General features: G+C 48.4%; 9 protein-coding genes. 4 read left to right on the top strand and 5 right to left on the bottom strand.

The features are described 5' to 3' along the window. Positions 1 to 59 precede the first annotated feature (59 nt). From FSB84_RS18240 to FSB84_RS18230, 3 genes are all read left to right on the top strand, one after another. Positions 60 to 668: an RNA polymerase sigma factor gene (locus FSB84_RS18240; protein WP_225979818.1), complete on the top strand. Its 609-nt coding sequence runs from the start codon at positions 60 to 62 to the stop codon at positions 666 to 668. Between the two features lie 16 nt (positions 669 to 684). Continuing rightward, positions 685 to 2,157: a carboxypeptidase regulatory-like domain-containing protein gene (locus FSB84_RS18235; RefSeq protein WP_130539345.1), complete on the top strand. Its 1,473-nt coding sequence runs from the start codon at positions 685 to 687 to the stop codon at positions 2,155 to 2,157. Positions 2,158 to 2,249: 92 nt separating this feature from the next. Further along, positions 2,250 to 3,089, top strand: a complete 840-nt coding sequence (locus FSB84_RS18230; RefSeq protein WP_130539344.1) for a DUF2911 domain-containing protein — start codon at positions 2,250 to 2,252, stop codon at positions 3,087 to 3,089. 403 nt (positions 3,090 to 3,492) lie between these two features. Here FSB84_RS18230 and FSB84_RS18225 read toward each other — a convergent pair whose 3' ends face one another. The 5 genes from FSB84_RS18225 to FSB84_RS18215 are packed head-to-tail and all read right to left on the bottom strand — an operon-like array spanning position 3,493 to position 10,674. After that, positions 3,493 to 5,226 (bottom strand): sodium:solute symporter, encoded by a 1,734-nt coding sequence (locus FSB84_RS18225; RefSeq protein WP_130539343.1) that lies wholly within the window; start codon positions 5,224 to 5,226, stop codon positions 3,493 to 3,495. Next, entirely contained in the window at positions 5,223 to 5,360 is a 138-nt protein-coding gene (locus FSB84_RS30815; RefSeq protein WP_165434883.1) for a hypothetical protein, read from the bottom strand. Before FSB84_RS30815 ends, FSB84_RS18225 begins: the two co-directional genes overlap by 4 nt. A 12-nt stretch (positions 5,361 to 5,372) precedes the next feature. Beyond that, positions 5,373 to 5,537 carry a hypothetical protein gene (locus tag FSB84_RS30810; RefSeq protein ID WP_164735196.1) on the bottom strand — a complete coding sequence of 55 codons (165 nt, stop codon included), beginning with the start codon at positions 5,535 to 5,537 and terminating at the stop codon, positions 5,373 to 5,375. Continuing rightward, a complete protein-coding gene (locus FSB84_RS18220) occupies positions 5,534 to 8,086 on the bottom strand; it encodes a PIG-L family deacetylase (protein WP_130539342.1) in 2,553 nt (850 codons plus the stop codon). The genes FSB84_RS30810 and FSB84_RS18220 overlap by 4 nt, the downstream gene beginning before the upstream one ends. Before the next feature lie 56 nt (positions 8,087 to 8,142). Continuing rightward, positions 8,143 to 10,674: a M14 metallopeptidase family protein gene (locus FSB84_RS18215; RefSeq protein WP_130539341.1), complete on the bottom strand. Its 2,532-nt coding sequence runs from the start codon at positions 10,672 to 10,674 to the stop codon at positions 8,143 to 8,145. A gap of 258 nt (positions 10,675 to 10,932) precedes the next feature. Between FSB84_RS18215 and ggt the strand changes: the two genes are divergently transcribed. Further along, positions 10,933 to 12,645: a gamma-glutamyltransferase gene (gene ggt / locus FSB84_RS18210; protein ID WP_130539340.1), complete on the top strand. Its 1,713-nt coding sequence runs from the start codon at positions 10,933 to 10,935 to the stop codon at positions 12,643 to 12,645. Positions 12,646 to 12,675 lie beyond the last annotated feature (30 nt).

The raw sequence follows: 12,675 nt of genomic DNA, 5'->3' as shown, positions 1-12,675 counted from the left end.
ACAGTCGCTCGCCAGGCGAGCAACCGGTACGCCTTCAAATTCTTTGCTTAACCGATCTTTTGCTAATTTTATCTTTCGTGGGCTTCCTGAAGAACATACAACACCCTGAGCGGACAGACAAAGAACTGGCCGACAGTTATCGTGAAACGGGCGACATGCAAGTGTTAGGCGCTCTGTTCCAGCGGTATATGGACCTGATGTATGGCGTATGCCTGAAATATCTCAAAGACCCCGAAAGCGCCAAAGATGCCGTGATGCAACTCTTTGAAGAGCTCACCAAAAAACTAAAGCAGCACCAGGTAGAAAATGTTAAAAGTTGGTTGCATACACTGGCCAGGAACCACTGCCTGATGCAACTCCGCTCTCCGCGCAATTTCCGCACCTCTGAATTCAATGCCGAGATTATGCAATCGGAAGCAGAAACGCATCTGAATGGCATGATGCAGAAAGAGGAGAACCTGACGAGACTGGAACATTGTTTGCAAACATTGCCCGATGAGCAGAAAACAACAGTGGAATTATTCTATTTACAGAACAAATGTTATAAAGAAATAGCGTCTGAAACAGGGATCGAATGGAATAAGGTAAGAAGCTATATCCAGAATGGAAGAAGGAACCTTAAGATCTGTATGGATAAACAGGCAGCTATCGAAACAAAAGAAATATAACTGAGCATTCACCACCATGAATGATCAATCACAACATATCACCCATTACACAGCAGCGGATATCCAAAGATATCTGAGTGGCAACATGTCTGCATCCGAAATGCATGCCATGGAAAAAGCAGCGCTGGACGATCCTTTCCTGGCAGATGCCATCGAGGGAATGGACCAGGCAATGCAATCCCATGGCGAAGCTCCGGTGAACCAAAACCTGCAGGAGCTGAGAACCGCCATTGCTGAAAAGATCCAACCGGCTTCCGGTAAGGTCAGGGGCATGGTATGGTGGAAAATGGCTGCAGCCGCAGTTGTTGTGATTGCAGCAGGCGTATTCCTCTGGAACAGTTATTTAAGTCGCGAGGACAAAGCAGTGGCAACACAAGAAATAGCCGCTGTGCAGCACCAGGAAAAAGTGCAACCTGCCAAAGTTCCGCCTGCCGATTCTCTACCAGCACCTGAAACTTTAACCTTAACTGATAACGAAGGCTTACCATCTACTTTCAGCACCAGGGATAATGCTGCTGCAGAAAAAACAAAGCCATCTGCAGCTGATGCAAGAGTAAATGCTGATCAGGCCCGCAGTGAGAATTTGAATTTGCAGAGAAGTCAAAACAATGCCAGTCAAAAAGCACAATACAATACTATAGCCATTCAGCCCAGGGCTAATGCGAAACAGATCCCGCTGGACACTAATGTACCTGCCACGGTAGTACCCGATGGTTTCGAGAAGAAAGACATCGTACTTAAATCTGAAAACAATCCACCCCAATTCAATTTCTCAGATACTGTGGGCAGGCCAGTGAGAACGGAGATCGTGGGTGCATTGGAGGGGCATACGCCGGGACTGGTTTTGCAAACCAATGCAGCAGAGAATAAGCGTCTCAACAATATAATACGGGGACGTGTAACCGATAATGCACAAAGGCCCATCCCCAATGCCAACGTGAATACCTTCCAGAATCCAGCCATGAATATGACCTATTTCACAGACAGGGAAGGCTATTTCAATATTCCTCTACGAAATATAGATACAGCAGCACTCAATGTATCCGTTGCCGCTATCGGATTCAACACGCAACAGTTCAAGCTGAATCAATCACCACTGGCCACCAATAACCTGCAATTGCAGCCGGCAGACCAAATGTTGAACGATGTGGTGGTAACAGGTTACGGCGGAAAACAAAGGAGTAATATCAGTAAGAAAATAAAAGAAACAGATATCCTGCTGCAGAATGCAGAACCTGTCAATGGATGGGTGAGCTTCGAGAATTATCTGCGTGAGAACAATCGCCTCAGCAGGGACTCTGCGAGGGCCGTTAAAGACGTGGTGGTTTCCTTTGCGGTAAACCGCAGGGGCGAATTATCCGAATTCACTATCACCAGTGGCTCTACAACCGAAGCCAATGCAGAGGCGCTCCGCCTCATCAAGGAAGGTCCTGCCTGGAAGATCAAACGCGGACGTAAAGCAACCGCCACCGTAATCGTACATTTTTAGGATGAAGGGCATTTTTAAGGCCTTCAAAATGTTGCAGCTATTTCCGGATTCCTGCTGAACCGGTTATCTTTGCCGCATTAAACTTGTTTGCAATGATCAAAACAGCAATTGCCATCGCCTGCAGCATCACATTGTATTGTGGCGCAATCCAGGCCCAGGGCTTGAAAGTTCCCGCCCCATCTCCTGCTCAAACCATTAAACAGGATTTTGGTCTGGGTAACATTGAACTGTCATACTCCCGCCCCAGCACGAAAGGCCGCAAGATCTTCGGAGACCTGGTTCCTTTCGACAAAGTATGGCGTACCGGTGCAAATTCAGCAACTATTCTCAACTTCAGCGACGATGTGATCATCGGCGGAAAGAATATTCCTGCCGGTAAATATGGTCTGCTGAGCATTCCTGGCAAAAGCGAGTGGACCCTCATCCTCACCAAACAACTGGATGTTACCTCTCCTTCTGCTTACAAGGAAGATCAGGACGTAGTGCGCGTGAAAGTGAAGCCTCATGCTATCAAGGAGAAGATCGAAACCTTCTTCATGCAATTCGACGAGATCAAAGGCACCGAGTGCAATCTCTGGATCATGTGGGACCAAACAGCTGTTGCACTTCCCATCAAAACTGATATCGATGGAAAAGTAATGGCGCAGATCGAAACCGCCATGAAGTCTGAGAAACCTCCGTACTTCAATGCAGCTATGTATTATCTGGAAACAGGAAAAGACACAAAACAAGCGCATGAATGGCTGAAGAAAGCTACTGAGCTTAACCCTAAATTCTTCTGGGTATGGCATCAGAGAGCAAATGCTGAAGCTAAACTGGGATTGAAGCAGGAAGCAATCGCTTCTGCCAACGAATCACTGAAACTGGCTCAGGAAGCAAAGAACCCTGACTATGTTGCTTTGAACGAAAAACTCCTGAAGACTTTGAAATAAGATTCAGTCTGAACTGATGCAAGAAATTTATTGGAGGCTGGCCGGGAGGTCAGCCTCTTTTTTTGCTATAGGAGTAACCAATGGCTCGACCCTTGATGCCTCTCAGGTAGCTCCGACAGCACCCCGGCATACCTCCCACTACCATTAACAGGCAACTAAACACCAATAAACCACCAATTAAGCACCAATTAGCCTGCTATAATATATTGATAACCAATTCAGTATTTCAAAAGACCATTCAAATCAGCATATATAAAGCTGGTTATCAAACTTTTCTCTCCGTTATCTCCACCAATAGTTCCGCCAATTTTACACTTTTCAGTACTTTCTGAGTACTATCTCTCTACTATCTCAGTACTCTCCCTGTTTAAAAAGCCAGTATTTCACTACTATCTCTCTACTATCATAGTGGTTTTCTTCTTCTGAATACCGGCATCATCGCCTGCAGGATCAGACTCAATATTACCACCAGTGCCGCACCGATCACATTCAACCAGAGCCAGGAGAACAGATCCATATTGTAAATGCTGATCACGATCACCTCGGTGAGTAATGCCGCAATGAACACCGCGTGCCCTTTCACATGTTTGAGGTAGAATGCCACGAGGAAAATACCGAGGATGGCTCCATAGAACCAGGAGCCCAGGATATTCACCGCTTCGATCAGGCTATTGCCCAGATTGTACGCAAACTGCGCAACGATGATACAGAAGATGCCCCATAACAAAGTATAGTAACGGCTCCACTTGTATTCCTTTTCAGGACTGAGCTCTTTTTTGGATAAACGTTTGTGAAAATCCACCATGGTGCAGGAGGCCAGAGAATTCAGCGCCGCCGCCACACTACCCCAGGCAGCGAGGAAAATAATGGCGATGATCAGACCCACCAGTCCATCCGGAAAGAAATCGCCCACAAACCGGACAAATACATAATTGGTATCGTTACTGTCTGCGCCGGGAACGGCTTTCTTTACCAATCCTTCTATCTCTTTACGGAACTGATGCGTGGCTTTGTCCTGCACTTGTATCTTCTCGCGCAGCGCATCTATCGTTTGCTGATCTTCGTTATGCAATGCTTTGGTGAGCGCAATAGTGGTCTGTTTCTTTTCTTCCTGCAACACATCATACTTCGCCACCGCGCTGTTGTATTCAGGAGCGTATTCAGTTTTCTTCACCTTCTCTTCCAGCGACAGGTTGAAAAATGCAGGCGCCTTATAGAATTGATAAAAAGAGAAAACCAATACACCTATCAGGAGGATGAAGAATTGCAGGGGCACTTTCACCAGTCCATTCATCAACAGGCCGAGCTTGCTCTCCCCTTCTGTGCGTGCCGTGAGATAACGGCCCACCTGGCTCTGGTCCGTTCCGAAATAGCTCAATGCCAGGAACAGACCGCCGATGATACCGCTCCAGATATTGAAGCGGTCCTTCCAGTCGAAGTTTCCTTCTTCCGTAACGCCGGTAGTGATCACATTCAGCTTGCCGGATTTACCGCCGATATGCAGGGCATCTGTGAGGCCCACACCTTCGGGCAGCATCTTGATGGCCCACCAGGCGGCGAGGAACATCGCTATGTAGATGATCACGAACTGTAACTGTTGGGTATAACCGACGGCTTTTGCGCCGCCGCTGGCAGTATAGATCATCAGCACGCCGCCCATCACCAGATTGGTGATGGTGATATCCCATCCCAGCATACTGTGCAAAACCAGTGAAGGGGCCAGGATACTGATGCCTGTTGACAATCCGCGGCTCAGCATGAAGAGGAAACTGGTGAGCAGGCGGGTCTTGATATCGAAACGTTGTTCAAGGTATTCGTAGGCAGTGAATATTTTCAGTCGCCTGAACACAGGCACAAAAGCGATGGCCACAATCACCATGGCAATAGGTAGACCGAAATAATACTGTACAAATCGCATCCCGTCTGAGTAAGCCTGTCCGGGCGCAGTAAGGAAGGTAACGGCGCTGGCCTGGGTGCCCATGATGCTGAGCAGCACTACCCACCAGGGCATCTGCCGGTCGCTCAGGAAATACCCTTCCAGGTTTTTCTTCGAGCTGCGGCCTTTGTAAACGCCATAAAGGATAATGCAGACAAGTGTTGTTACCAACACCGTCCAGTCGAGCCCCGAAAAATTCATGCGAAATGTTTGGTAAAGAAATAGAACAACAGGATCAGCAGGCCCAGGAACCCGATCACCAGCCAGTACCAGTAACTCCATTTACGGAATAACGGCACTTTCTCTTTAGCCTGATCATCTTGTTGTATTTGCATCTGTTCTTATGATTATCGTTTCCTTGAAAAAGCCATCATGAATATCAAACCGAGCACGATCCCGATCATCAATCCCACTCCCACTTTCTTGATCAGCTTGCCGATGATCAGTCCGATGATCATGGCGATGATGAAATAGATCCTTGTTTTGTCTGTTCCCGATGCGGAAGTGCTCATTTCTTATTGTTCGTTTTATTCAATGCGATGATATTGGCCATCAGACGGTAAGCGCCCGGCACACCTGCCGGTAATTCCCGGAAGAATACCAGTCCCGTATACACGAATTTCCCCTTACCATGGTCTGCAATGATCAGGCTTCCTTTCTGGTCTGCCTCATTGGGATCAGCCATCGAAAGCGGGCTCTGGAATGCAGGATCAACCTGTTCCGCGAAATAAATGCCACGCTCCTGGATCCATCCTTCAAAATCCTTATCGGTGATCTTGTTGGGATAATTCAGCACAGGATGATTGGGCAAAAGGAAATTCACTTTCGCTGTTTCATCAGTTACGCGTCCACGTGTGACAGTGAAGGGATAAGGCCCGATGCCACCTTTCACTGAACTGATATTATTATTGGTATTGTATTGTACGATGAGGTTACCGCCATTTTTCACATACTCCATCAGCACATCGTATTTTGTTTTGAGGAAGTCGTGCACATTGTAGGCGCGAACACCGGTGATGATGGCATCGAACTGTGTTAGATTGGCGGGGAAGAGATCTTTTTCTTTCAGAATGCTTACTTCATAGCCCATTTGTTCCAGTGCATAAGCCACTTTATCTCCTGCGCCATCGATATACCCGATCTTCTTACCGGCAGTTTTGAGATCCAGGTTGAGGATCTTCGCATTGTCCTGGTAATAGTAATGGATCGGGGGAATATGATCGTAGTTGATGCTCACCAGGTGCAGCCAGGCTGGTTGTTCCGCTTTTCCATTTTTCAGATCAACGAATACCTGTGCATTGTCCTGCACCACATCTTTCATATTGGCATTGCCGATAGTGAATCCGTAATTCTTGCTGAGTCCCTTGCCAACATTGAAAGCGGAATCGTTTTTGGATTCGCTGTTGTTCTTGATGCGGTTGGTGATGGTGGCTTTGTAATTATTGAAATCCTTATTGGCGGTCACTTTCACGGTGAGTTCCGCATTCTGTTTCTGCTGCTGTCTGAATACGATGATATCCGGACCGGTGGTAACTGTGGCAGGAGGAACAATGGTAAGCGGACGATACAGCTCACCTTTCACCGGGTCTGTGAATTTGTATTGTACCGGTCTTGTATAAGCTAAGTTCAGTCCATCGATAGTCACATTGAAAGTGACAGTGTATGCAGGCAGGCTTTCCGGTCTGCCGATCAGGTTCTGATCGTTCACCACAAAAGAGCCGGTGGTCATTTTCTTTTCCAGCCAGTAAGGTTGCGAAACAGGTTTGTTGGCGAAAACATAGAGCGGCCTGTTAACAGTAAAGTTTTGATTGGGCTGGAGTTCCTTGTTGACGGATTCATCCAACATGTCTACCTTGATGCTGTTGAGGATGATATTCTTTCCAATCCTGTTATTGGCTACAATGTTCAGTTTTATTGAATCGCCCTGTACTGCAAACTCTGTATTGGCAGTGGCTTCCAGCCAGAGGCCGGCGCAACGTGCAATGAGCTCCTGTACTTCCTGAAGTTTTTGTGTTTTCCAGTAACTGTCTGTCAGATTGGAAATATCCTGGTACAATACAGACAATGGTTTGATCATTTTTTCCGGATGCTCTACAGGCCATGATTCCTGAGCTGCCTTGTTGAAGAAATTATTGATGGACGAGATCGATCCCTTGTCTTTTTCACTGGCATTGGCCAGCAGCCTGTCCCAGTTGGCGTTCACTCCATCCATGATATCTTCCCTGGCGGGGTCGCCAGCGGTGAAGGAAAAGAATTCTGTGCTCACGCCTCTTGCGGCCGGCACACCAAATCCCTGGCTTTTATGCTGGCTGCGGCTTTCAGCGGAGATCTCGCCATAACTTTTGCCGAGAGCGGGATTATATCCGCCTACATCCAGTTTCAGTTGATCATTACTGGTAGTATTGTTGCCGCCAAAATTGAATGTATTCCAGAATATGCGTTTGGCCTGCCAGGGTTTTACGCCGAATGCGAACTGCTCGGGAAATCTTTTTGGATCAGCAGCAGCTTTGAAAGCTTCCTGTGCAATCACTGCCGATGCGGAGTGATGGCCATGCCCTGCCCTGCTGTCCGGCGGGAAGCGTGTGATGATCACATCGGGCTGGAATTTGCGGATCACCCAAACGGCATCCGCCAGTACTTTCTCTTTATCCCACATGCTGAGGGCTTCTTCGGTGCTTTTGCTGAAACCGAAATCGTAAGCGCGACTGAAAAACTGTTCAGCACCATCCACTCTTCTGGCCGCCAGCAGTTCCTGTGTGCGGATCAGGCCGAGCTCGATGCCCTGTTCATCGCCAATGAGGTTTTGCCCGCCATCTCCGCGTGTGAGGCTGAGATACCCCGTACGATACAATCTTTCTTTGGCCAGATAAGCCAGCAGCCTTGTATTCTCATCATCCGGGTGAGCGGCGATATACAATACAGAGCCAAGCACATTCAGTTTTTTGAATTGCTGCTGAAGGTCAGCAGCGGAATAAGAGGCAGGTGTTTGCGCAGCAGCATTGAATGCCTGCGACAAAATAATCAAACAAAGGATCAGCTGAAGGGGTCTACATTCTCTCATTCAGTAAATGATTTTTAAGCAAGCAAATTCCGGGGCCAAAGATAAAGGTGATGTGCTTATTGCCCCACCATAAATACAGCATTGGCAAGCAGGAGCTTTCCATTCTCCCAGAAACTGCGGAAAACAGGGTTATCCGCCAGGTAGATCACTGCGCCGCCACCCTGGTCCTGCACGCCGAACAATAAGCCATCTTTCAGCCTGTCCCTGAGTTTGAAGCCAACGAAGCCGGATACCTGCGCACTCTTTTTGATCACGCCAACATTCCAGCCGAGACCTTCCTTAAAGAAATCATAAATATTATCATCCTGTTTGAGGGTAAAATAAGTGGAGTCGTATCCAAAGGCGAGCGGGTGCGAGTTGTCCATTTCTACTTTGAAGATGGAACCGGGATTGAAATTGGGAAGATAATCACGCTCGCGGTTCTCGTATTTGCGGAGTAATGCGTAATCATCTTTTTTATCATCTTTCTTTTCGTCTTCTTTCTTTTCTCCGTCTTTCAATTTGATGCCCCATTCGTTCCTGGCGAGTGCGGCCACAGCGCTTTCCAATGCCACCAGTCTTCCTCCGCTGCTCACCCATTCTTTCAGCATATCATGCGTGGGCTTGCCGAAACTGCTGTAGCCGCCATCTGGCATGATGAGCACATCGGTTTCTTTCAGCACATCCTTGTTGAGATTGTTCACCCAAACCACGTTGAGCGGGTAGCCGATCACTTCGTCGAAATAATGCCAGATCTCGCCCATGCCGAGAGATGAGATGCCATCACCGGCGAGCAATACCACCCGCGGCGCTTTCAGCATTCTTACACGGTCCGACCCGAGATCGAATCCCTTCTCTACAAAACCTGAACCAACGGGATAATAGATCTGATCAGCTTTACGGGATGCTTCATCGATGATCTCCGTCAGTTTGCTATCCGGGATATTGTTGCTGGTTCGTGTAACGATCAATGTTCCTTTTTCAAAATGTTCCCCTGCCGCCACAAAGGGTTGTTCGGCATAACGCACTTTCACTTTGCGTTTCAGCAATTCAGCCAGGAAGCGTACGCTGCTAACACCAGACCATTTGATGGCATAAGCCACCGGAGGCGTGGTGAGGGGTTTGGCGAACCTTACATTGGGTTCAGTTTTTGAACCGCTGGTAACATAGGCATTCAGCCCATAGGTATTGATGCCATAAACAAAAGGAAGGCTCCAGGCCGTGATATCGTAAGTAGCAGAGTCGGATAGTTTGGATGTTCTCTCGAACAATACCTTGATGAGATTGGAATTGCTCTGGTTCATGTTGACAACCACATCGCCATTCTCTGCTTTTGTTGTTTCATTCTTATTGGAGAAATAATTCAGGCCGGTGAATGAACCACCGGAAACAAAGGAGTATTCGATATTATTCCTTTCCAGCAATTCCCTGAGTCGTTTCAGGCGATCACTCTCATCTGCTTTCAGCAGCCAGGCCTTGAATTCGCCGGGAGGATTGCTGCGTGCTTTGTCGTAATACTTCTTGAATTCCTGCACCAGCCTGGAAGCATGATCTGCGCTGGCTTCGATGGTGCTCATACCGGTGGTGTAATGATGATGCAGCCTGTCCCAGAGCGTGAGTGTATCGCCATCCTCATTGATCACGGCGGCACCGCCGCGGCTATGGCCGCCCTGTTCATAGGTCATGCCGATAGCGCCTTTATAGATGGGATAGGTATCGCCGTAGCTGGGATAGAAAAGATCGAAACGTTCTTTGGTGAAGAAGAGCCAGCCGTTCTGATCGAAGTAGCGCGCATTGTTGCGGCCGATCAGTGTCTGGAACTCGCGCTGCCAGGGCGTGATCACCTCATGGAAAGGCTCGGCGGCAGGTGCAAAATAATAGGGTTCATTAAATCCCTGCTCGTGAAAATCCACATGCACCTGTGGCAGCCATTTGTTGTAAACAGCCATGCGCTGACGGGATTCCACCTGTGTTTGCCAGGCCCAGTCGCGGTTCAGGTCGAAATAATAATGATTGGGTCTTCCGCCCGGCCAGGGTTCGATATGTTCCCGGGTGAAGGGAACAGGATTGGCCTGTTTGCCAACCACGCTGTTGAACCAGTTCACATAACGGTCACGGCCATCCGGATTAACGCATGGGTCAACCACTACTACAGTATTTTTGAGGAAGTCTTTTGTTTTGGTATTGGAAGGATTCACCAGTTCAAAGAGGGTGAGCATGGCCGCTTCTGAAGAGGAGGTTTCATTGCCATGCACATTATAGCTGAGCCAAACGATCACGGGAGCATTTTCATCAGGGGCTGCTTTATCTCCGGAAGTTCCTGCCAGGCGGAGATTATTGGCCCGGACCTGTTCCAGTCTGGCGCTGTTCTCGCGTGATGCCACAAATACCAGCAAGAGCGGCCTGCCTTCATTGGTAAGGCCATACTGTTCCACTTTCACCATATCTGGTGCGGCAGTGGCCAGATACTTACAATAGTTCACCACATTGAAATGAGGGGTATAACGGCTTCCTGTTGCGTAGCCCAGGAACTGTTCAGGGGATTTGACCTGTGCAGTCAGCATAATGCTGGTCAGCATCAACAGCCAGGTAAAGTAGATCTTCTTCATATTGAAAAGAGTATGAGCCGTGAAAATAGAAATAACTTCCTAAAAAAGAACATCCCCGCTCATGGCGGGGATATTCTTTTTTCTCATGTGCTCGTAGTTCTTTGGTGTCTAACCAGGAATTACTTGTGTATAATGAAAGTAATAAAAGAATATCAAATTACCATGTCGGTCCTGCGCATTTGAATGTTTTCTTTTAATAATTTTAGGGAGGAAAATAATATGTATAAGTGTTTATATATATTCAAACCAGACCATAACATGAGAGCTCCATTTCTATCCCTCCTGACCCTCGTATTATTGCTGTCTGCCTGTACGGGCAACCGCAAACTGAGCAATACAGGAATCAATGCTTATCAGTATGCCGTACAAAAGAACATTCAATGCCGGAATGGCGCTGTAGTGAGTGCGCACCCGCTGGCGAGTGAAGCAGGCCTATCCATTCTGCGTAAGGGTGGCAATGCCATCGATGCAGCCATTGCCACTCAACTGGCGCTGGCAGTAGTGTATCCCGGGGCCGGCAATATCGGAGGCGGCGGTTTCCTGGTAGGCTATCTCGCGAGTGGAAAAACACTGGCTATCGATTACAGGGAGAAAGCGCCCGGCGCTGCGCACCGCGACATGTACCTGGATGCCAATGGCAATGCCAATACCAATCTCAGCCAGGATGGCCATCTGGCCGCCGGCGTTCCCGGCACTGTAGCCGGACTTTTCACTTCCGCCAAATATGGCAAACTGCCTTTCAAAGACCTGATACAACCTGCGATCGATCTGGCCGAAAAAGGATTCCTGATCACAGCAGGAGAAGCAAACGGACTGAATCATTCCAGAGAATCCTTCGTCAAACTGAATACCATTTCACCGGCATTTGTGAAAGACCAGCCCTGGAAAGAAGGTGATACACTTATCCAGACCGATCTCGCCAATACACTGAAGCGCATCCGCGATAACGGACAGAAAGGTTTCTATGAAGGAGAGACTGCAAAGCTGATCGTGGAAGAGATGCAGCGCGGTAAAGGCATCATCAGCTATGATGATCTTAAGGATTATGAAGCGAAAGAAAGGGAGATCGTGAGCTTTCCTTACAAAGGATACACTATTCTCACCATGCCGTTGCCATCCAGCGGAGGCATCCTGCTGCCTCAGATGATGAAGATGATCGAAGACAGGAATGTAAAAGCGATGGGCTTCCAGACTGCCGCTTCCGTTCAGCTCATGACCGAGATCGAGCGCCGGTCTTATGCAGACCGCGCCAAATTCCTGGGTGATGCAGACTTCTACAAAGTGCCCATTCAAACACTCACCAGTGATGCCTATGCGAAGCAGCGCATGCAGGATTACGATCCCAACAAAGCCGGCACCAGCACTGCCATCCAGGCCGGACAGATCCCTGAAAGCGAAGAGACAACACACCTCAGCGTATACGATAAGGAAGGCAATGCCGTAGCTGTAACCACCACGCTCAACGGAAGTTATGGCAGCAAGACCGTAGTGGGCCGCGCCGGATTCTTACTCAACAACGAAATGGATGATTTCAGTGTGAAGCCCGGCGTTCCGAATATGTACGGAGCTGTTGGTGCAGACGCCAATGCCATCCTGCCCGGCAAACGCATGCTGAGCTCCATGACGCCCACCATCGTATTGAAAGATCAGAAACCTTATATCATTGCCGGCACACCCGGCGGCACCACCATCACCACTTCTGTTTTCCAGACATTGATCAACCTGCTGGAATTCGATATGAGCGTAAGCGATGCCGTCAACAGGCCCAAGTTCCATCACCAGTGGTTGCCCGACGAGATTTTCGTGGAGCGTAATTTCCCTGTTGCAGTGCGTGAGGAATTACAAAAGATGGGCTACAAGATCCGCGAACGCGGGCAGATCGGAAGGACTGAAGTGATCCGCATCCAGGCTGATGGCGCTATCGAAGCGGTGGGCGATCATCGCGGAGATGATCATGCAGCCGGTTTCTAAGCTCCTTTTAACATCGGTGCAATACAGCTT

This window comes from Pseudobacter ginsenosidimutans, assembly GCF_007970185.1.
GTDB lineage: Bacteria > Bacteroidota > Bacteroidia > Chitinophagales > Chitinophagaceae > Pseudobacter > Pseudobacter ginsenosidimutans.
The sequence above is the reverse complement of the archived record's forward strand: the minus strand, read 5'-3'. Positions and strand labels throughout refer to the sequence as shown.

Coding starts and splice junctions, on each gene's coding strand:
- FSB84_RS18235 (WP_130539345.1), top strand. CDS start 685: ATGAATGATCAATCACAACATATCACCCATTACACAGCAGCGGATATC.
- FSB84_RS18230 (WP_130539344.1), top strand. CDS start 2,250: ATGATCAAAACAGCAATTGCCATCGCCTGCAGCATCACATTGTATTGT.
- FSB84_RS18225 (WP_130539343.1), bottom strand. CDS start 5,226: ATGAATTTTTCGGGGCTCGACTGGACGGTGTTGGTAACAACACTTGTC.
- FSB84_RS30815 (WP_165434883.1), bottom strand. CDS start 5,360: ATGCAAATACAACAAGATGATCAGGCTAAAGAGAAAGTGCCGTTATTC.
- FSB84_RS30810 (WP_164735196.1), bottom strand. CDS start 5,537: ATGAGCACTTCCGCATCGGGAACAGACAAAACAAGGATCTATTTCATC.
- FSB84_RS18220 (WP_130539342.1), bottom strand. CDS start 8,086: ATGAGAGAATGTAGACCCCTTCAGCTGATCCTTTGTTTGATTATTTTG.
- FSB84_RS18215 (WP_130539341.1), bottom strand. CDS start 10,674: ATGAAGAAGATCTACTTTACCTGGCTGTTGATGCTGACCAGCATTATG.
- ggt (WP_130539340.1), top strand. CDS start 10,933: ATGAGAGCTCCATTTCTATCCCTCCTGACCCTCGTATTATTGCTGTCT.